Raw genomic sequence first — 22,490 nt, 5'->3', positions numbered from 1 at the left:
CGGCTACTTGGGTCACATACTTATGTATGCTCCCCAAGCTATCCTCATTTTGCCGCCTAGCCACAACGCGAATGATTTAGAAAATTAAATCATCATTCACTTTTTCTGATTGCTCGGGTTATCTGTTGATGCAGGTAACCCGTTATTGTTTCTGGTGTACACCATTTTGAGCGGTACGCATGGGTTTTCTTGCTATACATCGTTGCAACGTTCTGTGAAGTGACTCGCAATTTCGCTATTTACTTGTTTCTATGCATAAAAACAAATGTATATACAACTTTTTCTCTAGAAACATACAGCTACTTGTTGTTGTATAACTTCTCTTGTGTTCCAACCTTCACACTTCCTACAAAATTTCAAATTTAAATGTATATACTTTGTGACGTAAATGTATATATATTTGAGCCATAGATAAATACCCTCAATGAATAGATAGTCTCGAGTAAGTTGATATTAAATTAATCTATTGATTTTTAATCAAATAATTAATTTTAAAACACAGGTGCATCGTCACTAACTGGGTATCTCGCAGATTATTATAAATAAAATTGTTAATTTAAAGTTAATTAAAAATGGATGATAGGGGATACAACCATGTTAAATCGTACTGACTCAACTCGAGTGATCCGCGCACCACGTGGCAGTGAGAAAACCTGTAAGAGCTGGCTGACAGAAGCGGTATATCGCATGATCCAAAATAATTTAGACCCTGATGTTGCTGAGCACCCTCAAAGCTTAGTGGTCTATGGCGGTATCGGTCGAGCGGCACGTGATTGGGAATGCTATGACAAAATTTTAGATGTGCTGACCACACTGGAAGATGACCAAACATTACTCGTGCAGTCAGGTAAACCCGTCGGAGTGTTCCCTACCCATCCAGATGCGCCCCGCGTATTGATCGCAAACTCAAATATTGTTCCTCACTGGGCGAATTGGGATCACTTTAATGAGTTAGATCGTAAAGGCCTAATGATGTATGGCCAAATGACGGCTGGTTCTTGGATCTACATTGGTTCTCAAGGGATCGTCCAAGGCACCTATGAAACGTTCGTTTCACTGGCCAAACAACACTTTAATGGTAACGCAGCAGGGCGTTGGATCTTAACGGGCGGTTTAGGTGGAATGGGCGGAGCACAGCCATTAGCAGCAACCATGGCGGGCTTTAGCATGATAGCGGTGGAATGTGATGAAAGCCGTATCGATTTTCGTTTAAGAACTCGTTATGTGGACAAAAAAGCGACGACATTAGATGAAGCACTGCAATATATCGAGGAAGCCAAAGCAAATGGCCAGCCAGTTTCTGTTGGGCTATTAGGTAATGCGGCTGATGTTTACAGTGAATTGGTGAAACGCAATATCACTCCTGATTCCGTCACTGACCAAACTAGCGCCCATGACCCTGTACACGGCTACTTACCACAGGGTTGGACACTCGACCAATGGCGTGAAAAACAACAAACCGCACCTGCTGAAGTGACCAAAGCAGCGAAAAAAAGCATGGCAGTCCAAGTGGATGCGATGTTAACGATGCAAAAGCGTGGCTCAGCGGCTTTTGACTACGGCAATAATATTCGCCAAATGGCAAAAGATGAAGGCATTAGTAATGCCTTTGATTTTCCAGGCTTTGTTCCTGCTTATATTCGCCCTCTGTTTTGTGAAGGTATTGGCCCATTCCGTTGGGTTGCGTTGTCAGGTGACCCAGAAGATATCTATAAAACAGACCAAAAAGTAAAAGAATTATTACCAGATGACAAGCACTTACATAATTGGCTCGATATGGCACGTGAGCGTATCGCATTCCAAGGGCTTCCTGCACGTATTTGTTGGGTTGGTTTAAAAGACAGAGAAAGATTAGGCCGTGCTTTCAACGAAATGGTGAAAAGTGGTGAGTTAAAGGGCCCAATCGTGATCGGCCGTGATCACTTAGATTCAGGCTCTGTGGCTAGCCCTCACCGTGAAACGGAATCTATGAAAGATGGCTCTGATGCGGTATCAGACTGGCCTTTATTGAACGCACTATTAAATACCGCAGGTGGAGCAACATGGGTCAGTTTACATCACGGTGGTGGTGTTGGTATGGGTTTCTCACAACATTCAGGCGTCGTCATTGTGTGTGATGGAACGGACGCCGCTGATAAGCGTTTAGCTCGTGTTTTACATAATGACCCTGCAACGGGCGTAATGCGTCATGCAGATGCAGGTTATGACATCGCCATTAACTGTGCGAAAGAGCAAGGCTTGAACTTGCCGATGGTGAAGTAATGTCCTTTGCCAGCTGAAGTTGAGCTGGCATCTTTCTGGAATAAAAGGAATTCAGTATGAATGCTGCGTTGACTCAGAAAAGACAAGGGCCACTGGCGGGGATCAAAGTGATCGATTTAAGCCGAGTGTTAGCTGGCCCTTATTGCACAGGTATGATGGCCGATCTTGGTGCTGAAGTGATCAAAATTGAAGTGCCTAACCACGGTGATGACAGCCGCCATTTAGGGCCATTCATTGATGGGGAAAGTGTTTATTACGGTTTAATTAACCGAGGTAAACGCAGTATTGAATTGGATCTTAAAGCGGATGAAGACCGAGCGATTTTATTCCAGCTAGTCAAAGAAAGTGATGTGGTGGTTGAAAACTTTCGCCCTGGTGTGACTCAACGACTCGGTATCGATTTTGAGAGCCTAAAGCAGCACAACCCTAAATTAATCTACGCCAGTATCTCTGGATTTGGGCAAAACAGCCCACTCGCCAGTTATCCCGCTTATGACATCGTGGCACAAGCGATGTCAGGCCTAATGAGTGTCACTGGTTTCCCAGAAACAGGGCCTACACGCAGTGGTGAGTCAATTGGCGATGTGTGTGCAGGGATGTTTGCCTCATGGGCGATAAGTAGTGCGTTATTTGCGAGAGAGCGTCATGACGAAGCAGCACAGTATATTGATGTAGCGATGGTGGATGTCTTACTGAGCATGCAGTTAACTGGGCTTTCAAACCTATTTGCTCATGATAAGGCTCCGAGCCTAGTGGGTAACCGCCATCCAGTATCTACGCCATTCGATACTTATCAGGCAAAAGATGGCTTAGTGGTTATCGCGATTGCGAGTGAAAAGCTATTCCAACGCTTTTGCGAATGCATGGAAAAACCAGAGTTATGCCATGACTCACGCTACCTTAATGACCCGAGTCGAACACAGCACCAAGCTGAACTTAGAAAAGAGATTGAAAGTTGGACACGCCAAAAAACCGTTGAAGAGGTATGTGACATTTTATTAAACGCGGGCGTTCCTGCTTCACCAATTCATAATTTACACCAAGCAACACAAAGTGAGCATGCCCAAGTGAGGCAAGTTCTGACGCACCTGAATGATGGGGGAACGCCTTTGGTTTCTCAACCGGTTTTTTTCAATGGAAATAAACCTCATTCAACCCGCCGTGCACCAAAATTAGGTGAGGCAAACTTAGTGTATAAGCCAGCGAGAACAACCATTAAAAATGCGGAGACGATGCAATGAGTTTTGATATTAATGAAACAGAACAAGCGGTTGTGGATGCGATAGAAAAAGTTTGTCATGACATTTTACAGCCGAATGCACAAAGATACGATGAGACAGAAACCTTTTGCGCAGAAAGTTTACAAGCGTTAGGAGAAATGGGCTGTTGGGGAATTAATTTACCTGAGCAGTATGGCGGTTTTGGTATTGGCAGTGTGGCGATGAGTCAGGTAGTCGAAGCTGTTGCTGCCGCTTGTGCTTCGACTTCATCGGCTCTAACGGCACATTTTTTGGCGACAGATTCGATTTTAATTGGTGGTACTGAAGAGCAAAAAAATTATTGGTTACCAAAAGCCGCTGCAGGGGAATTATTAGGTGCATTTGGCTTAACTGAACCGGCTGCAGGTTCTAATCCTGCAGATATGCGAACCGTGGCAACTCGTGAAAATAGTGGCTGGCGTATTCGGGGTAATAAACACTATATTACTAACGCCAAAGAGGCTGACTTTATCGTGTTGTATGCGAAAACGGATGTAGAAGCGGGAGCCCGCGGGATCAGCGCATTTATGATCCCTAAAGGCACGGAAGGCGTGGCATTTTCTCAACCTGAAAAAACCATGGGATTACGGGGTAGCACGATTTATGAATTAGCGCTGAATTGTTGGCTACCGGAATCGGCATTATTGGGAGAGGAAAATAAAGGGTTCCATACCGCGATGGAAGTTTTAGATAAAGGGCGTGTTGAAGTGGCCGCAACGTCACTCGGTATAGCTCGGGCTGCGATGGAAAGTGCTTTAGGTTGGGTAAAAGAACGCCAAATTGGTAAAAAGCCCTTAGCCGCATACCAAGGAACTCAATGGCGTATTGCGGATATGCATACCCAGTTGGAGGCCGCTCGTATGTTGACTTGGCAAGCTGCGGAATTACGTGATTCAGGGGAGCGTTTTAGTTTGCAATCTGCGACGGCGAAATTGTTTGCCGCTGAGTGCGCGGGTTTTGTTACGGATGCAGCATTACAGCTTCATGGCGGCTACGGCTATATTCGTGACCTTCCCCTTGAACGTTATGTGCGTGATGCACGGATTTTACGGATTTTTGAGGGCACATCAGAAATACAAAAAATTATTATTTCATGTGCCGTTTTAGATGCCCACTAAGTTATTTTAAGTATTGAGCCGAGTAAGCGGGACAGGCGTTTACTGGTTTATGGAGCACTATAGGAAGCACTACCTGACAACAGGATCATGGAATTAAAAACACAACAACAATCAGGTTTAAGAATGTATTTCAATTAGTTATTTAGGGTGAATAACAGATAAAACATCACCCAGCGTAATGCTTAATAACTGTACCTTACAACTGTAGTTATTGCGGTTCCATTACGATTAATTGGTTCATTCTTTAAGCCAGCCTTGCTTAAAGAGGAGTTACCATGACAGTTTCAAACGACATCGCTACAGGGCAAAAAAACCGGCAGGAGAATGTACCTTTAATCGAAGCGCGTTCCATCGATTACATTCCAGAGTCCGAGCGCCACGGCACTTTATCAAGCCAATTCACACTTTGGTTTGGCTCTAATTTACAAATAACTGCAATTGTAACCGGAGCCTTGGCAGTCGTACTGGGTGGGGATGTATTCTGGTCATTAATTGGCTTATTTATTGGCCAACTGTTAGGTGGTGCCGTGATGGCCTTGCATGCGGTGCAAGGGCCAAAATTGGGGTTACCACAAATGATTTCGAGTCGTGTACAGTTTGGCGTATACGGTGCGGTCATCCCTATTTTATTAGTTTGCATGATGTATGTCGGGTTTTCTGCCAGTGGTACCGTGCTGGCAGGGCAAGCGGTCGGTCAGTTATTACATGTGACGGATTGGGTTGGAATTATTATTTTTGGTGTGGTGATTATCGGCATCACAATTTGTGGTTATCGCATCATCCATATTTTAGGGAAAGTAGCGAGTGTTATCGGCATAATTACGTTCTTCTATCTATTTTTCCGTCTATTTTATATGAATGATGTTTCGGTTTTACTGGAAAACCGTCATTTTAGCTGGACTAACTTTTTATTAGCGATGTCATTGTCTGCTTCTTGGCAAATTGCATTTGGGCCTTATGTTGCGGACTATTCACGTTATTTACCGACTAAAACTCCGACAATCAAAGCCTTTTTGGCCGTAGGTTCAGGTACAGTCATTGGTACGCAAGCATCAATGATTTTAGGGGTTTTTGCCGCAGCGCTTGCCGGCAATAAGTTTGCGGGTAACGAAGTCTCGTATATTGTGGGCTTAGGTAGTACTGGTTTGATAGCGGCTCTGTTATATATCAGTATTTTCTACGGAAAAGTGACGATAACTGCACTGAATGCTTATGGCAGTTTTATGTCTATGGCGGCAATTTGGTGTGGCTTCCGTGGGAAAAGCCAAATTTCTCGTGGGCAAAGGTTGTTCTTTATTATTTTAATGGTCAGTTTCTCAACCTTACTTGGATTAGCAGGCCAGCACTCATTTTTAAAACTCTTTTCTGCTTTCTTATTGTTTTTGCTTGCATTCTTTACCCCTTGGAGCGCAATTAACTTGGTTGACTACTATTGGGTCACTAAAGGTCGCTACGACGTTCCTGAACTCGCAAACCCAAATGGCCGCTATGGGCGCTGGAATAAAGTTGGGATATTTACTTACATTGCGGGTGTGTTAATACAGTTACCCTTTATTTCAACAGGGTTTTATACCGGGCCTTTAGTCGAAAAACTCGGTGGTGTTGATATCTCATGGATTGTGGGCTTGGTGGCAACCAGTGTTATTTACTATGTTGCGATTAAAAAATGGCCTATGTCAGTGGCAGACCGATTGATATTACCCACAAGTAAATAACCATTTCATCAAAAACTAGCATTAAAAATAGTAAAAATTGAGATAGCCAGTAGCAGTGTGAATATCACTGTTACGGTTTCTCTCAACCTAAAAAACGATTTTAGAACATCATCATACCCAATAATCGTTGAAGAATTGGGATAGGAGTTGCTATGAAAATTTTAGTCGCAGTGAAGCGAGTAATAGACCATAACGTCAAAATAAGAGTAAAAGCCGATGGCTCAGGCGTTGAATTGGCGAATGTCAAAATGGCCATCAACCCCTTCGATGAAATCGCTGTCGAAGAGGCTGTACGTTTAAAAGAGGCGGGAAAAGCGACAGAAGTTATTGCTGTTTCCGTTGGTGATATTGGCTATCAAGAAACATTACGCAGTGCGATGGCGATTGGGGCTGACCGTGGCATTTTAGTCCAGAGGCCTGGAGAATTAATTTTAGAACCACTGGATATTGCGCGCTTACTTCAACGAATCGTGGAAAAGGAACAGCCGGATCTTATTTTATTAGGCAAACAAGCTATTGATGATGATTGTAATCAAATAGGCCAAATGCTTAGCGCATTATTGGATTATCCGCAGGCGACATTTGCCTCACAAATTAAGCTTGAGGGCCAACTACTGCAGGTTACAAGGGAAATTGATGGCGGGTTAGAAACGTTAGAGATGCCATTACCCGCGGTTATCACAACGGACTTAAGGCTCAATGAACCTCGTTATGCAACTTTGCCTAATATCATGAAAGCTAAGAAAAAAACGTTAGATATTATCGATATTGCTGATATGAATTTTGCTCTATTAGGGCAAATTAAAACGCTTAGTGTCTCAGAGCCTAAAAAACGGGCAGGGCAATGTACATTGTTAGGCAGTGCGACAGAGCTAGTCAGTGCATTGCAAGCGAAAGAAGTGATTTAATCGAGGAAAATATCCATGAGCCAAATATCTGTATTAGTGGTTGTCGAGCATGATAATCAAACAATAAAAAATTCTACTTATCATAGTATTAACGCTGCAAAACAGCTTCTTACCGCGGGTGATCATTTGCACTTATTAATTGCAGGAGATGAGACGGAATTGGTCGCTCAGCTAGCTGCGAGTATACAAGGTGTGAGTAAAGTTCTAGAAATACAATCAGATAACTTGAAAAACCAACTCGCAGAACCGATGGCTCACGCCGTGGTTAATATTGCAAAGGAATATACCCATTTACTGTTTCCTGCGACGACATTTGGGAAAAATATAGCCCCACGGGTTGCTGCAACGTTAGGGGTAGCACAAATTTCAGACATTACTCAAGTTATTGATTCTCAAACCTTCATTAGACCTATTTATGCAGGAAATGCGTTAGCAACAGTACAAAATAATGGCCAACAAGTCGTGATTACGGTGCGTAGTTCGGCATTTTCAGGGGGATATGAAACACAAAATAATGCTGAAATTGAAACCATTTCCCTTGCCGATATTCCCTTGCGCAGTCAGTTAAAAAGCCAATCTCTAACCCAAGTTAGCCGTGCGGAATTGAGCTCTGCAAAAGTGGTTATTTCAGGAGGGAGAGGTTTGAGCTCTGGTGAAAATTTTGCACTATTGGAAACAATAGCTGACAAATTGGGCGCTGCGGTTGGTGCCTCACGTGCTGCGGTCGATGCAGGTTTTGTTCCGAATGACTATCAAGTCGGACAAACAGGAAAAATTGTCGCGCCAGAATTATATATTGCAGTAGGAATTTCGGGTGCTATTCAGCATGTTGCAGGCATGAAAGAAAGTAAAGTAATCGTTGCGATTAATAGTGATCCTGAGGCGCCGATTTTCCAAGTTGCGGATTACGGCATTGTTGGCGATCTGTTTGAGATCTTACCGGAATTTGACAAAGCATTAGCGTAAGAGGTGGACGAATGGCTATCGACAAGATTGATAAGATAAACGAGGCTCCCGAGCGGGAATCGATGGAGTTCGATGTCCTGATTGTCGGTGGTGGACCCGCAGGGTTATCTGCAGCAATACGATTAAAACAGCTAGCCGCAGAGAAAGGAACAGATATCTCGGTTTGTTTAATTGATAAAGGCGCACAGATAGGTGCTCATGTTTTATCTGGTGCAGTGATTGATCCACGGGCTCTCGATGAATTGCTGCCAGGCTGGCAGCAAAAAGTTTCAGGCCCCTTAACACCTGTAAACCATGACCGTTTTTTATGGTTGAAAGAAAAAAAAGCAAGTCATTTACCCCTATCTTTATTACCAAACTGTTTGAAAAATGATGGTAATTTCATTGGCAGCTTAGGGCAGGTAAGTGCGGCTCTTGCTGTTGAAGCAGAAAGATTAGGGGTTGATGTTTTTGCTGGTTTTGCTGCAACTGAAGTGCTATTTGATGAGACAAACCAAGTAATTGGCATCACCACCGGAGATATGGGGCTTGATAAATCAGGTAACCCAACGGCGATGTATCAACCGGGTATGAATTTACTTGCGAAAATGACCTTTTTTGCGGAAGGGTGCCGAGGTCAACTCGGTAAACAATTAATCAACCATTTTAATTTAGCCGCAGAGAGTGGCAAACAAACCTATGGTTTGGGAATTAAGGAAATCTGGCAAATTCCAAAAGAGCAACACCAAGCAGGGTTAGTTGTCCATTCTGTTGGTTGGCCACTAGATAACCACACCTATGGCGGTGGTTTTGCTTATCACTATGGAGATAACTTAGTCGCAGTGGGTTTGGTCGTCGGGCTAAATTATGAAAACCCTTATTTATCGCCATTTGATGAGTTTCAACGCTTAAAAACTCATCCCGCTTTTAGTGATTTTTTATCGGGTGGAGAACGGATCAGTTATGGTGCTAGAACGATGGTGGCGGGGGGATTAGCCGCGTTACCTGAATTAAGCTTTCCTGGTGGGGTGCTAATTGGCGATGATGCAGGTTTTTTAAATGCGGCCCGTATTAAAGGTACCCATTGTGCCGTTAAAAGTGGCGCACTAGCGGCAGAAGCGTGCTTTAGTGCTACCCAGAATGGAATGGTTGATTATTTACAGTTTAAAAAGCAGTTCCGCCAACTATTTGAAGAGAGCTGGTTATATCAAGAGCTTTACCAAACACGGAATTTTAAGCCTTATATGAAAAAAGGGTTAGTAGTTGGTTCAATGCTATTTGGTGCAGAACAACTGTTATTAAAAGGGCGTAGCCCGTGGACGTTGAAATTAAAACAATCGGACCACGAAGGAATAAAAGAAGCGAAAGGTTTTACACCGATAAACTACCCAAAACCCGATGGTAAATTAATTTTTGATAAGCCTTCTTCCGTGTTTTTATCGAATACCAACCATGAAGAGGAACAACCCTGTCATTTAAAACTGGCTGATACTAATGTCCCTATCCAAATTAATTTAATGAAATATGCCGCACCTGAGACGCGTTATTGCCCCGCTGGAGTCTATGAAATTATAGGGAATAAAAGTGAAGAAAAACTGCAAATTAATGCACAGAACTGCCTGCATTGTAAGGCTTGTGACATAAAAGATCCGTTACAAAATATCACCTGGACCGCTCCCCAAGGAGGGGAAGGGCCTATTTATCAAGGAATGTAAAACGAATTTATTGTGATGTAGATGTGCTTGATATTTTTTGTTTTATCAGTCGCTTTGGGGCAATTTTGCCCCATTTTTTTATTTCTGCATTAATTCTCAATTCGCGAATGTAATTTTAATTTGTAGCGCGAACCAGCGGTGATCATTTTAACATAGCTAATTAGGGTACTACCCGTCCAAGTGCGTCGACTAAGTTGTAAGCAAGGTGAGCTTTCTTTAATTGATAATGATTGAGCGATGGACTTTGTGGCTAATGCGGCTTCAATGGTATGTTCCATTTCACTGACAGGAAAATGGCGTTGCAAATAACCGCTAGGTGTTTCTGTATCGCCATATTTTTGCTTCACAAAGTCAGGCACAATGGCGTGGTTAACATAACGTTCTTCTAACATTAAAGGAATATCGTTTTCAAAATGAAGAACTTTACAGTAGCCCACATCACTTCCTTCGCTAATTCCGAGCTGTAGCGCGATTTCTGCTGATGCGGAAATAGTTTTAAGTTGTAATTGGTGACCGCTATATTTGTTACCGCTCGTTGAGATCTCATCAAAAATATCAAATGCTTTTGTAACCGGAAGCTCATGTTTTTGGGTGGCAACAAATGTGCCTTTCCCTGCAATACGATTTAGGATCCCTTTTTGGCTTAACTCTGAAATGGCTTTATTCACCGTCATACGGCTTACATTAAATTGAGCGCATAGCTCTAATTCTGTCGGTATTTGAGTTTCAGGCTTAAAAATACCTAAATCAATACTGCGTAAAATGTAAGACTGAATTTGCTTATATGCAGGTTGTGATGTCATCGCTATTATTCAAAATTATTGTTAAAGGAAGGAGTGGTAAAATTGCTTTATTGCCACATTTCACTCACAAACTTTGTATTGAATGCAAGTTTATCAGTAATTGCCGGCTTTGCTAGTAGGAGACACCTATTTCTAATGATTAACCTGAGTTAAATAACAGTTTAGGGTGCTCGTCATTGTCTGAATTATTTTATTATAAGGTAAGTTTTACTAGGGCTATATACCTTTATTTATTATCATAATGTTAAATTTACTTAGCGAAATAGGCATTTACTCATGCGAGTTCAATATTTCCATGTCAGTCTTACTCAATGTGATTATCAAAATGTCAGTCCAATGGGGATGGTAAGATTGATTGCCTCTGAAAAAGTATTTTTCTTTAATCAGGATGATTTTTCAAATAGCCAAATTTTTTTAGAGCGCATACAGCAAGGTGACTCTTTGGTTATTTGTGCAGAAGAGATGAATGATGGAAGCTATTGGGTTGAATGGGTTTACCATGCAGAGCATGGCCGGCTTGAACCTGATAGAACCGTTAGCTTCAATCGTTCATTAGGAAAACAATACTTAATTTCGTTAGCCTTAATGGCCCTGATACCTGCGGTGTATTACTGTTTTACTGAGGCAGACGACAGTTTCTTGATGATCATATTAGTGGCCATTTTGGGTTGTGCTGCTTTCTCTGGGATCGTTCTTTTTGGCTTAGCACTCGCACAAACAAAGCATATTTTAAGTCCAAAACGAAAGTTAATTTTGAAAGCGCTAGATTCACTTATTGCTGGGAAATATAAACTGTTTGAAGAAACTTCATATATTGAAATCGACGGTATCAAAAATCCTAAATCTAAGCCTGTAAAGTTACATAAAGCCGCTGAAATTAATGTTGATAAAACATCACTATCAGTTACAAAAGGCAAGGTAAATATCACTGCAAATTACAACCTTACGATCGCTGCAGGAGATACTCTCCAAACACTCAATAAAGTTAATTTACAGATTAATAAAAAACACATGGGAGTTTTAGTCTCAGCAAATGAGCCTCTTTTTAATAATCATAAACTATTTATTGCGCAGGGGGATGAACTTGAGGTTTTACATAAAAACATTCAGGAAAATTCAAAGGAACAAGTGGTTTTTGGCATTCTCAATCATCAAGACGGACTAGCATATAGTCTGATTGGTAAAGGTGCTCCACAAGAAAGAGGGTTCTATATTGGTTTATGGGGTTTTATTTTTTGTATTCTAGCGCTTTTCATTCTAGTTGCTGGTTGGGCATCTATTAGTGAAACCTTTGAAAAAGGCGGCTATTGGGATTATTGGGACTGGATGAATATTATTGATACTGGTGTCATGTTTATCAGTTTCTCAGGAACTATTTTACTCGGAATAAGCTTCCTTATTGCTTTATGTGTGGCGATTTATTTTAAAGTGTCAAAACGCGGTAATGCCTATTATCAATCTCAATATTTTTTAAAACAACTTCGTCGGCAGCACGGTAAAACAGATTATGTGACGGAGGTGCGTTCATGAACCCATTTCTCAGTAAACGATTCCTTATTTTAACGTTTATTTTCTCATTCAGTTTATTGTTAACTCTTTTTATTTTTATTCGTGGTGGCACGGAAGATTGGCAATGGCAAAACCATAATGAAAATAGTGTAGCAATAGGTAGCTATGATTTCGCAACGACATTTCCATCTGAAAAGGGGATGCTAATAATAGCTCAAAAAAGCAGCCGTTCTAGCTATTATTATTCTTATAGTCCTTATGAAACGTTGAGTGAATATGATTACCAGATATTGTTTGCAGATAATCAAGGTGTCCATTTTATTACGTATGGTGACCAAAGCTTCTATAATGCTGTTTGTGAAAGAAATGAGTGCTTAATCATGCTAAGGGATGGCTACCGTACTATTAATTTAACCAACTTTTCGGTAAGTGAATTAATTCCTTGGGGAGATAAGCCCAGTACTCTATTTTCGACATTAATTATGGGTAAAATTTATCAATCTAAAGGTTCTCCTTTTTATGTGGTTGCGGATAATGAAAATATCTTTATTAGCACAGATAAAGGAATGACATGGGAACATTTTATGAATGTTCGTGATTTAGCTAAATCATTATTCCCTGAGGAAATTGCGGGTAATTCAAATTTCTCCTACGCGACTTATCGAGATAAAATCGTAATGTGGTACAGCTATGGTAATCAAATGGGATCGCTAGAAGTTATTATGGATATCCCCACTAAACAGGTTATTAGTAGTAAATGGCTACCTGTCAGAATTAATGAATCAGCACAAAATCGTCATGGCGATATTTTTGTGGTTGCTCAGGAGCCTTCACGCCGTTTATTTTCTTTGATGCAATTCCAGACTAATGGTGATTTTGACGTTATTGCAGAAAGCGGTTATAACCATTTGAACAGCTTAAAAGTTGGTAATCAGGGGGTAATTGTTTCGAATTCAGTTAGAGGTTCACAACAATACTTAATGATGGATATTGCAACGAAAGAGATCCGTTATCGCCCTGAATATCCTTTGTATAACAAAATATATAATATGACGGACCAATCCTTGATTGAAATAGAAAGTAGTTATTCTAATGAAAGTAACCTGACTAAGGGAACGCCTATTACTTACCAATCTTTGCATTGATATGCGATTGTGATTTAGCGTGTTCTCATTCAAGAAGGATAGGGGAAACTCTATCCTTTTTTATATTGGTTACTTAAAAGGTTGATTTAATGCGGAGATGGGGATAGCTTGCGGTAAAAATTTTCGAGTTAAGATGAGTAAGAGGGCCTTTCAATGGTAGATTGAAAAATAGATAAAAATTAATCAATTCTAATTAATTATATGGAAATATTACCTTTAATCAGAAAAAAACAAATAAAATAAAAGAAATATAGATAATAATATATATTATTATCTATAGAGGGTGATATTCGATATCATCACTAAAGATTACTAATTAAATTATTTTTTTAAATTTATCCATGTTTAATCAAACGGTTGATTTTATTTTAGTAAACCTTAGTGACTTTATGAATATTATCGTAATTGAAAATTAAGCTAAACATAAGGTAAAAAATAGGTAGTATTGACTAGATCCTATTCTTCATTTAATGCAAAATAACAGTGCAAAAATTAATTCTAATTCTAATTTTATTTTAATTGAGATAGCTAAATGAATATATCCAAAATCAGTATTGCATCTATTTTTATTGCAAGTGCATTATTAAGTGGTTGCGCTAAAGAATCTTCTCGCTCTTTAGCTGTAGAAAAAGTTGCGACATATAATACTCAATATTCAGGTCCAAAAAGCCCAATATCAATAGGGAAATTCGATAATCGTTCTAGTTATATGAATGGTATTTTCTCTGATGGTGTAGATCGTTTAGGTAATCAATCTAAAACCATTTTGATGACACATTTACAGCAAACAGGTCGTTTTAATGTATTAGACCGTGCAAATATGCAAGAGCTTAAAGAAGAAGCTGGCATTAATGGTCAGTCTCAACAGTTAAAAGGTGCAACTTATGTGATTACTGGTGATGTTACTGAATTTGGGCGAAAAGAAGTTGGGGATCGCCAGTTATTCGGTATTTTAGGTCGTGGTAAATCACAAGTAGCATATGCCAAAGTCAATTTAAACGTTGTTAATGTTCAAACATCTGAAGTGGTATTTTCTTCACAAGGTGCTGGTGAATATGAATTATCAAATAGGGAAGTGATTGGTTTTGGTGGTACCGCTAGTTATGACTCAACATTGAATGGAAAAGTATTAGATTTAGCCATTAGGGAAGCTGTAAATAACTTAGTTTCGGGTATTGAAAGCGGTGCATGGCAGCCAGCTAAATAAGGAAATACGATGAAAATTAAATTATTGGCTGTTATGGCCGGTGCGATTTTATTAAATGGCTGTGCCAATGAACCAAAACCATTATATAACTGGGATGGTTATCAAACAACGGTTTACCAATATTATCAACAAACAGAAACTAGCCCCCAAGAACAAATTCAAGCTTTGAAAAAGAATTTGGAAATGAGCAAAGCAAAAGGTTTGGCAACTCCGCCAGGGTTACATGCACATTTAGGGTTATTGTATTCAACAACCGGAGCGGTTGATCTTGCAATGCAAGAATTCACTGCAGAAAAAGCATTGTATCCAGAATCTGCGGCTTACATGGATTTTCTCATGAAAAATAAAGGAAAAGTAAAATGAAACATTTACTTATAGTCTGCGGATTGGTGATGACATGGTTATTAACGGGATGTGCTCAGCCAACTAAAGTTGATTACACGGCATTTAATCAAAGTAAACCAAAAAGTATTCTGGTGCTATTACCACAAAATAGTTCACCAGAGATACAGGCAAGTCATGGTTTATTATCACAAGCGACCTTTCCTTTAGCTGAGGCGGGTTATTATGTGTTCCCTGTTGCTGTTGTTGAGGAAACTTTTAAGCAAAACGGGATGACAAATGCGGGTGATATTCAGGCTGTTCCTCCAGCAAAATTACGTGAAATTTTTGGTAATGATGCGGTACTTTATTTGAATATCACTGAATACGGAACAAGTTATCAGGTTATTTCCAGTGATACTCGCGTTACAGCGGATGCAAAATTGGTTGATGCTAAAACAGGGGCGTTACTATGGAGTGGCTCCGCAACTGCATCGAGTGCTGAAAATAATTCCTCGTCAAATGGTATTATTGGGGCGTTAGTGTCTGCTGTTGTTAACCAAATCGTAGATACAATGACAGATAAAAGCTATGCAATTGCAGGTATAACAAGTGTTAGGTTATTATCTGCTGGTAAGCCTAATGGTATCTTATATGGGCCTAGATCACCTAAATACGGTAAAGATGCTCAGTAATTATTAATTATTTGAATAATGGGTAAAATAGGATAAAACTATTTTACCCATTTTATTTAAGTTATCTTTTATTTAAGTTAAATTAATGTATTTAATTATGTTGTTATATTAAGTATATGTATTTTTTACTAATGTAGTTAAACTAAACTTAATAAAATTAAACTCTTATTTAATAAATAAATTAAGACTGTGACTTGAGTCAAGTTGTTCCAGCCTCTCTTACTAATAATGTGATAGAGGTACAATATTATGACAATAGCGATTACTTTAGTAATACAACTGTTATATATATAATAGTTGTCGGTTGTACTAATTCCTCGTTGATAGGAGTCATAGTATGTTCTTGTTAAACGAATCTCTTATTTCAAGGTATTTCTTCTATATGAAGAAATGGTTCAATATTGATATCTCTTTAGCCTTCTTTTTCCCAAATAAATAACCTTTCTATTTTCCTTTCTTAAAGTTTTTTTAACTTATTTCACTATGGGTTAAATCTCTATTATTTAATGAAAAATTAAAGGTATTATCATGGCTAAAAGAATCGTAGAACCATTCCGTATTAAAATGGTAGAAAATATCCGTATTCCATCAAGAGAAGAACGCGAAGCGGCGTTAAAAGAAGCAGGATATAACCCATTTTTACTACCAAGCAGTGCGGTTTATATTGATTTATTAACTGACTCAGGTACTAATGCGATGAGTGACCACCAGTGGGCAGCAATGATTACTGGTGATGAAGCGTACGCAGGATCTCGTAACTATTATGATTTAAAAGATAAAGTGAAAGAGATGTTTGACTATGATTATGTCATTCCTGCTCACCAAGGTCGCGGTGCTGAAAATATGTTATTCCCTGTTTTATTGAAAGTAAAACAGGAACAAGGCGGTGCTAAAAAACCGGTATTTATTTCTAATTTCCACTTTGATACAACAGCAGCACACGTTGAATTAAACGGTTGTAAGGCAATTAATATTGTTACCGAAAAAGCCTATGACTCGGATACTTATGATGATTGGAAAGGCAATTTTGATATCCAAAAATTAAAAGATAATATTGCTGAGCATGGTGCAGAAAACGTTGTTGCAATTGTATCTACTGTAACTTGTAATAGTGCGGGCGGTCAGCCAGTATCAATGGCGAATTTGAAAGAAGTTTATGAGATTGCTAAACAACATAATATCTTTGTTGTCATGGACTCGGCTCGTTTTTGTGAAAATGCGTATTTTATTAAAGAGCGTGATCCTAAATATAAAAATTCGACAATTAAAGAAATTATTCTTGATATGTACAAGTATGCTGATGCATTAACGATGTCAGCGAAAAAAGACCCACTATTAAATATCGGCGGGTTGGTTTGTATTAAAAATGACGAAAAAATCTTCACACTGGCAAGACAACGCTGTGTTCCAATGGAGGGGTTCGTGACCTATGGTGGCTTAGCGGGTCGTGATATGGCCGCAATGGTACAGGGTCTTGAAGAAGGGGCTGGTGAAGAATATCTGCATTATCGTATAGGGCAAGTTAAATACTTAGGCGACCGCTTACGCGAAGGTGGTATTTCAATTCAATATCCTACAGGCGGGCACGCAGTATTCGTCGACTGTAAAAAACTGGTTCCACATATTCCAGGTGACCAATTCCCTGCGCAAGCTGTTATAAACGCACTTTATTTGGAGTCTGGTGTTCGTGCGGTTGAAATTGGTTCATTCTTATTAGGCCGTGATCCTGAAACGGGCAAACAAAAACATGCAGACATGGAATTTATGCGATTAACTATTGCGAGACGCGTATATACCAATGACCATATGGATTACATTGCAGATGCTCTCATTGGGTTAAAAGATAAATTCGCAACTCTGAAAGGTCTTGATTTCGAATATGAACCACCAGTATTAAGGCACTTTACTGCAAGATTAAAACCAATTAAATAATAGGTCGTTCTTATGGTTCCCGTGCAATGCGGGAGCCTCATCCTTATTCTTAAGGTAAACACCATGAATAATTCGGCAGCCAAAAAAGAACCCTCCATAATGGTAGGGGGTTTTGTGCTAGGCGGTGCCATGATAGGGGCGGGTATGTTTAGTTTGCCCACTATTATGGCTGGAGCTTGGTTTATTAACTCTGTAGTTATCTTGTTAGTTGTTTGCTTTTTTATGTTTCATTCAGGGATTTATATTTTAGAATGTATATCGAAATATGGATCAGGAACGAATTACTTTTTCATATCTAAAGAATTATTACCAAAATGGGCATGCTATATAGCTAATATGGCATTAATATTTGTACTCTACATATTAATATATGCCTATATATCAGCCGCAGGTTCAGTGATTAAAGAAGCCGCCGCCATTTATGGATACAACATCAACTTAAGGTTAATATTTATTATCTTTACATTAATATTAGGTGCGAGTATTTGGTGGAGTGGTGTTGGAGCAAGCCGTTTAACATCATTATTTTTATTTATTAAAATAGTTTTATTTATTTTGGCTTTCTCTGGGTTATTTTTTATTGTAAAAACAGATTTGTTATTAACTTCACCGGTTGAGGGCGGACAAACAGCATTGCTACCTTTTGTCTTTATTATTATCCCCTATGCAATTACTTCTTTTGGTTATCATGGGAATGTTTGTAGTCTATATAAGCTTTATCATGAGAATGAAAGAAAGGTTGTTAAGAGTTGTGTTATCGGTTGTGTATTAGCACTGGTTCTCTATTTTCTTTGGATCATGGGGACAATGGGAAATCTACCACGGGCAGAGTTTTTAACAATTATTAATAAAGGCGGTAATTTAGACGCATTTATTGAATCATTATATGCAGTGCTGAATAGCAAAAATATTGCGACATTCTTACTGTGGTTTTCTATTAGTGCTGTATTCTGTTCATTCTTAGGTGTCGCAATTGGGTTATTTGATTACATTCTTGCTTCGCTAAATTTTAAAGATAACCCATCAGGTAGAATGAAATCTGCATTATTATGTTTCTTGCCTCCTCTTATTCTTTGCATGTTATTCCCAAATGGTTTTTTGATCGCAATAGCTTATGCAGGTATGGCGGCATGTATATGGGCGATTATTTGCCCTGCAGTTATGGCATTAAAGGTAAGAGAGCGTTTTCCTGAATCTAAATTTAAAGTGTGGGGCGGAAAGGGGTTAATCTATGCCGTAATCGCTTTTGGTGTCTTTGGTATTATTTGCCAATTGTTAGCGCAGTTTAATTTGTTACCGATATACCGTTAATTTTTCAAAATACAAGCTGTAAAATAACTGCAAAGGTACAGTGAGGGTTCGCTGTACCTTTTTTCTGTCCAACAATATGGCTGACTGTAAGCTAGTATTGAAATATGACCGTTTTTTTAAAGTACATTTTAATATTTTGTCCTTGATAAATAATGGGTTTAAAGGTCATTTTTTTAATCGCTTTCACCGCTTCTTCTTTAAAACCTAAATCAGGGATCTTGTTGTTTAATATTTCAACGGATTCAACTTGGCCATCTAATCCAACTAATAACCGAATTTGTATTTTAACCACTTTTGTATAGCCTAAGGAGCGAGCCTCTTTTGGATACTTAGGGGTCGCATCCTGTAAAATTGTATAGGAAATACCACTCGAACCGAGTGCGGTATAACTCCCATCACCATTAGCAGCGAATTGGTTATTACCCGATAATATATTATTCCCTTTACCACCTTGACTACTTTCTGAAGTTGATGAGGTGGTGGAAGAATGATTTTTAGCCGCTGAATTGGATGGTGTTTCTTTAGCTGTTTCTAGTGAGTCTTGCTGTGTTTCATGGCTTATTTTATTGGCAATAAGCTGATTTTCTGTGTTATTTCGAGTGTCATTGTTCAGTAATTTACTTTGTTTTTCTTGTTTTTTTCCTTGTACGGGCTGACTGATCTCCGGTTTTATATTTACTTTGGTTTTCTGTGTGAGCAAAGGTGATTCAATTGTATTATCAACGGGGACATTAACAGGAGTTAATGAATTTTTAAGTTGGGTTTTTGAGGGTATTTTACTTTCATTAGGTTGAGACTTGCTAAGCTGCTTCAATTGCGAAGCAGCTTCAGCCTTCGAGGAGGATTCTGATATAACTTCTTGTAATTGCGCTTGTCTCTTACTACTCTGCTCTCCTGAGCCCCCAGCGGAGCCCATTGGTCCCCCTAGAGATAGCGTTATCGTTTCCTCACCTTCGACCATAGGTACCGCCCTACCTGCTTGTAGGGCGATAAACATAATGGCAATGATATGGATAACGAGTGACAGTGCTAAAGCAAGTTTATAACGAAAAAACGGGTTTATAGTCACTGAAACATTTCCTGTTTAAATCAATAGGTGGCTTTGATACCTGCAAAGAATGAGCGCTCATTTCCAGGAATCAATGAGCCGTAGCCTGCAGTAACATAGTCGTAGTAAGTTTTATTCATTAAGTTAGTGACCCCACCATATAATTCAATGTGTTCAATCGGTGTGTAACGAACACTCAGGTCAATGAGCTCACGTGATTTAACAACGCCATCTTCTTCTTTATTGGCATCAGAAAGGAAGTTATTGTACGAACCATAATAGGTGTACTGAATATCTCCTGATAAATCCTCAGTAAAGTCGTATTTTACTTTTAGTTTAACGGAGTGCTCTGGCACTTTAGTTAAACCACTTTTCGTGTAATCAATGGTGTTTTTGCCGTTTTCTTCCAAGAATTGGCGGCCATGGTTGTTATAATCAGAACGTCCTCTGAGCCATGAATATGATTCTTGGAAGGTGAAATCACCGAGCGTTTGCTGGAAGTCAACATCGGCTCCCCAGCGGCGAGTTTTTAACAAATTCATTGTCTTCGCATCATTGACGCTAGTGAGATAAATGCGATTTAACTGATTATTTGTATTGGATGTCCAGAACGTGACATTGACAGTACTAAACGCTAATTTGTCTCTTAAGCCGACCTCAAATAAGTCATATTTCTCATCTTCTGCCTTAGTCGGCGTGTAAATTTTTTCACCATTAACGACCGATTGGTCACTGATTTGCAAGCCATCGGGAAGGGTGTAGCCTCGTTCATATCGCCCATAAACTCGACCTGTATCGCGATAAAGGTAAGCAAGAGAAAGTTCTGCAGCGGTATTCCAACGGTCTGAAGTACCAGATCCATTTACCGTACCGCTTTTATCAAATGACCATTCAGCCAATTCACGTCTTAGCCCTTGAGTAAAAACAAATTGATCTGATTTCAGGCTGTTAAGGACATAAATTGCCTTTGTGGTTTTATCATAATCGAAATTATGAGGAACCCCATAATATCGGCCTTTACTGTCCTTTTTATAGCTTCCAATATAATGAATAGAAGCCTTTTGTTTGGAATAATCTATGCCCAAAAGTAGGTTACTATCATCAAGATAGCCGATATCTAATTTGATTTTTGTTCCGTGGCTTTTTTGATTAACTTTTTGTTCCCAGTTGGCATTATTAGTATAAAAACCATCAGTGTAGAAAACATCAGTAGCAAAATTGAGTTTATCCGTAAATGCATTTTGGTAACTTAAATTATAGCTATCGACCTCGCGGTCACCAGTCAAATAACCGCTGATTGTTTTTTTAATTAACTTACCATTTTCATCAATACCGACAGTGACGGTTTTGTCTGGTGGAACGTAGTCTTTACCATACTTTTTGATATTACGTGATGTGAGCGTTTTTACGTATTGGGAACTTTCAGTGAGATGGCTTCCTCGCAACATCAGGCTTTGATCTGAAGTGAGATCCCATCTTCCACCTAATGAATAATATTCTGAATTACGGTAGGTATCTTTATAGTAAAGGTCACGATTTAGTTTACTGGCTGTGCCTAAAATTGAAAATTTATCATTAACCCGCGCTCCCAAATTAGCATTTAAACGGTATCCTTCTGAGTTCCATTCAGATAAAACACTTGTTTTGGGATTAGCCATACTTCTCAGGTTAGACGTGATATTAATGACTCCACCTGCAGTCCCTGAGCCGTAAATAACGCTTCCACCACCGGGAATGATTTCAATACGCTCAAGTTGTTCAACGGGAATAATATCGTAGTTAGTGGTGTAAGGGTGATTTGCTAATGTGGTAATTGGAGCCCCATCAAGTAATACTTGTAGGTTACGTTGTGAGGTTTCAGCCCCTTGTCCTCGCAAGTCTATATTACCTTGCCCAGAGGTATCGACACTAATACCAGGAACGGATTTAAGCACATCAGAGATTGTGCGATTTCCTTTACCTTGAATATCTTCTTTTGAAATAACAATAATTTGCTTGGTATCTCGTAAACGTTCTATTTCAACGTAGTCAGGCCTTGCATAACTATCTTGTAGCTCAATTGCATCGGTAGCATCTTGAAGCTGCGATGATTTAAGCTCTTTATTGGCTGCATGAGTTGTAAAAGAAAGTGTTGATAAAATAATGAAACAAATAAAATCTGGCTTAAATTTAACCATATTGTTTCCAACGGAGGAAATGTTTTTCATTGGAGTCGGTTTGCCTTTTTGTAATGATAATGCAAATGATAATCAATCTTATTATATTATTATTAATTTCAAGATCAATTAATTTAAACCAATTTATTCTATGTCTAATTATTTGATTTAAGTGGAAATAAATTGTTGACTTAGGGGGTATATGTTACTGAGGGGATGGTAGCTTTTACGTCAGGATAGACATGAAAATAGTATTCGAGATGGTTCATTTACTCAGGTTGGATTCTTGTATTTAGCGATCTACTTCAAATTACTCACATTAATCTCAAATTTTTAATTTTCTCTGATTCCCAAAATCAAATAGTAACCCCCTTGAAATATAAGTATTTTTACCTATTTAGGATAAAGAACAACCAAATCTAGCGGTTAAAATATTTTCCT

General features: G+C 39.1%; 17 protein-coding genes. 14 read left to right on the top strand and 3 right to left on the bottom strand.

What is annotated here, in order from left to right; genetic code table 11:
• Positions 1 to 594 precede the first annotated feature (594 nt).
• The 7 genes from hutU (at position 595) to PR725_RS01330 (ending at position 9,922) form a co-directional block, all read left to right on the top strand.
• Complete coding sequence (hutU, locus tag PR725_RS01360; protein WP_004908165.1) at positions 595 to 2,262, top strand: urocanate hydratase; 1,668 nt, start codon at positions 595 to 597, stop codon at positions 2,260 to 2,262.
• A 56-nt stretch (positions 2,263 to 2,318) separates the two neighbouring features.
• Positions 2,319 to 3,503: a CaiB/BaiF CoA transferase family protein gene (locus PR725_RS01355; protein WP_004908167.1), complete on the top strand. Its 1,185-nt coding sequence runs from the start codon at positions 2,319 to 2,321 to the stop codon at positions 3,501 to 3,503.
• The gene (locus PR725_RS01350) at positions 3,500 to 4,639 is read left to right on the top strand and encodes an acyl-CoA dehydrogenase family protein (RefSeq protein WP_272567227.1); all 1,140 of its coding nucleotides are present in this window, start codon (positions 3,500 to 3,502) and stop codon (positions 4,637 to 4,639) included. The genes PR725_RS01355 and PR725_RS01350 overlap by 4 nt, the downstream gene beginning before the upstream one ends.
• A gap of 275 nt (positions 4,640 to 4,914) precedes the next feature.
• A complete protein-coding gene (locus PR725_RS01345; protein ID WP_004908172.1) occupies positions 4,915 to 6,354 on the top strand; it encodes a purine-cytosine permease family protein in 1,440 nt (479 codons plus the stop codon).
• 152 nt (positions 6,355 to 6,506) lie between these two features.
• Positions 6,507 to 7,262 (top strand): electron transfer flavoprotein subunit beta/FixA family protein, encoded by a 756-nt coding sequence (locus PR725_RS01340; protein WP_109911663.1) that lies wholly within the window; start codon positions 6,507 to 6,509, stop codon positions 7,260 to 7,262.
• Positions 7,263 to 7,277: 15 nt separating this feature from the next.
• Entirely contained in the window at positions 7,278 to 8,228 is a 951-nt protein-coding gene (locus PR725_RS01335; RefSeq protein WP_004908175.1) for an electron transfer flavoprotein subunit alpha/FixB family protein, read from the top strand.
• Between the two features lie 11 nt (positions 8,229 to 8,239).
• On the top strand, positions 8,240 to 9,922 hold the full coding sequence (locus PR725_RS01330) for an electron transfer flavoprotein-ubiquinone oxidoreductase (RefSeq protein WP_272567222.1): 1,683 nt from the start codon (positions 8,240 to 8,242) through the stop codon (positions 9,920 to 9,922).
• Positions 9,923 to 10,011: 89 nt separating this feature from the next.
• Here PR725_RS01330 and PR725_RS01325 read toward each other — a convergent pair whose 3' ends face one another.
• Positions 10,012 to 10,725 (bottom strand): UTRA domain-containing protein, encoded by a 714-nt coding sequence (locus PR725_RS01325; protein WP_004908180.1) that lies wholly within the window; start codon positions 10,723 to 10,725, stop codon positions 10,012 to 10,014.
• Between the two features lie 276 nt (positions 10,726 to 11,001).
• Between PR725_RS01325 and PR725_RS01320 the strand changes: the two genes are divergently transcribed.
• From PR725_RS01320 to PR725_RS01290, 7 genes are all read left to right on the top strand, one after another.
• Positions 11,002 to 12,255 carry a hypothetical protein gene (locus tag PR725_RS01320; RefSeq protein ID WP_164529171.1) on the top strand — a complete coding sequence of 418 codons (1,254 nt, stop codon included), beginning with the start codon at positions 11,002 to 11,004 and terminating at the stop codon, positions 12,253 to 12,255.
• The gene (locus PR725_RS01315; protein ID WP_272524205.1) at positions 12,252 to 13,379 is read left to right on the top strand and encodes a hypothetical protein; all 1,128 of its coding nucleotides are present in this window, start codon (positions 12,252 to 12,254) and stop codon (positions 13,377 to 13,379) included. The genes PR725_RS01320 and PR725_RS01315 overlap by 4 nt, the downstream gene beginning before the upstream one ends.
• 532 nt (positions 13,380 to 13,911) lie before the next feature.
• Positions 13,912 to 14,586 carry a CsgG/HfaB family protein gene (locus tag PR725_RS01310; protein ID WP_110731665.1) on the top strand — a complete coding sequence of 225 codons (675 nt, stop codon included), beginning with the start codon at positions 13,912 to 13,914 and terminating at the stop codon, positions 14,584 to 14,586.
• A 9-nt stretch (positions 14,587 to 14,595) separates the two neighbouring features.
• On the top strand, positions 14,596 to 14,949 hold the full coding sequence (locus PR725_RS01305) for a DUF4810 domain-containing protein (protein WP_004908184.1): 354 nt from the start codon (positions 14,596 to 14,598) through the stop codon (positions 14,947 to 14,949).
• Entirely contained in the window at positions 14,946 to 15,602 is a 657-nt protein-coding gene (locus PR725_RS01300) for a DUF799 domain-containing protein (RefSeq protein WP_109911667.1), read from the top strand. The genes PR725_RS01305 and PR725_RS01300 overlap by 4 nt, the downstream gene beginning before the upstream one ends.
• A gap of 528 nt (positions 15,603 to 16,130) precedes the next feature.
• Positions 16,131 to 17,534 (top strand): tryptophanase, encoded by a 1,404-nt coding sequence (locus PR725_RS01295; RefSeq protein ID WP_004908186.1) that lies wholly within the window; start codon positions 16,131 to 16,133, stop codon positions 17,532 to 17,534.
• A gap of 63 nt (positions 17,535 to 17,597) precedes the next feature.
• Positions 17,598 to 18,845, top strand: a complete 1,248-nt coding sequence (locus PR725_RS01290; protein WP_004908187.1) for an aromatic amino acid transporter — start codon at positions 17,598 to 17,600, stop codon at positions 18,843 to 18,845.
• A gap of 91 nt (positions 18,846 to 18,936) precedes the next feature.
• Here PR725_RS01290 and PR725_RS01285 read toward each other — a convergent pair whose 3' ends face one another.
• Together PR725_RS01285 and PR725_RS01280 are read right to left on the bottom strand one after the other, a co-directional pair.
• Positions 18,937 to 19,914, bottom strand: coding sequence for an energy transducer TonB (locus tag PR725_RS01285; protein ID WP_164529168.1), 978 nt, complete (start codon positions 19,912 to 19,914; stop codon positions 18,937 to 18,939).
• A gap of 20 nt (positions 19,915 to 19,934) precedes the next feature.
• The gene (locus tag PR725_RS01280; RefSeq protein ID WP_226537895.1) at positions 19,935 to 22,070 is read right to left on the bottom strand and encodes a TonB-dependent receptor; all 2,136 of its coding nucleotides are present in this window, start codon (positions 22,068 to 22,070) and stop codon (positions 19,935 to 19,937) included.
• Positions 22,071 to 22,490 lie beyond the last annotated feature (420 nt).

The organism is Providencia sp. PROV255 (assembly GCF_028478065.1).
Taxonomy (GTDB): domain Bacteria; phylum Pseudomonadota; class Gammaproteobacteria; order Enterobacterales; family Enterobacteriaceae; genus Providencia; species Providencia rettgeri.
This window is presented reverse-complemented; position numbering and strand designations above follow the sequence as displayed.

Bases quoted from the DNA above. Each gene is read 5' to 3' on its own strand.
- PR725_RS01355 (WP_004908167.1), top strand. From the start codon at position 2,319: ATGAATGCTGCGTTGACTCAGAAAAGACAAGGGCCACTGGCGGGGATC.
- PR725_RS01305 (WP_004908184.1), top strand. From the start codon at position 14,596: ATGAAAATTAAATTATTGGCTGTTATGGCCGGTGCGATTTTATTAAAT.
- PR725_RS01320 (WP_164529171.1), top strand. From the start codon at position 11,002: ATGCGAGTTCAATATTTCCATGTCAGTCTTACTCAATGTGATTATCAA.
- PR725_RS01290 (WP_004908187.1), top strand. From the start codon at position 17,598: ATGAATAATTCGGCAGCCAAAAAAGAACCCTCCATAATGGTAGGGGGT.
- PR725_RS01295 (WP_004908186.1), top strand. From the start codon at position 16,131: ATGGCTAAAAGAATCGTAGAACCATTCCGTATTAAAATGGTAGAAAAT.
- PR725_RS01280 (WP_226537895.1), bottom strand. From the start codon at position 22,070: ATGGTTAAATTTAAGCCAGATTTTATTTGTTTCATTATTTTATCAACA.
- PR725_RS01350 (WP_272567227.1), top strand. From the start codon at position 3,500: ATGAGTTTTGATATTAATGAAACAGAACAAGCGGTTGTGGATGCGATA.
- PR725_RS01325 (WP_004908180.1), bottom strand. From the start codon at position 10,725: ATGACATCACAACCTGCATATAAGCAAATTCAGTCTTACATTTTACGC.
- hutU (WP_004908165.1), top strand. From the start codon at position 595: ATGTTAAATCGTACTGACTCAACTCGAGTGATCCGCGCACCACGTGGC.
- PR725_RS01315 (WP_272524205.1), top strand. From the start codon at position 12,252: ATGAACCCATTTCTCAGTAAACGATTCCTTATTTTAACGTTTATTTTC.
- PR725_RS01340 (WP_109911663.1), top strand. From the start codon at position 6,507: ATGAAAATTTTAGTCGCAGTGAAGCGAGTAATAGACCATAACGTCAAA.
- PR725_RS01300 (WP_109911667.1), top strand. From the start codon at position 14,946: ATGAAACATTTACTTATAGTCTGCGGATTGGTGATGACATGGTTATTA.
- PR725_RS01335 (WP_004908175.1), top strand. From the start codon at position 7,278: ATGAGCCAAATATCTGTATTAGTGGTTGTCGAGCATGATAATCAAACA.
- PR725_RS01345 (WP_004908172.1), top strand. From the start codon at position 4,915: ATGACAGTTTCAAACGACATCGCTACAGGGCAAAAAAACCGGCAGGAG.
- PR725_RS01330 (WP_272567222.1), top strand. From the start codon at position 8,240: ATGGCTATCGACAAGATTGATAAGATAAACGAGGCTCCCGAGCGGGAA.
- PR725_RS01310 (WP_110731665.1), top strand. From the start codon at position 13,912: ATGAATATATCCAAAATCAGTATTGCATCTATTTTTATTGCAAGTGCA.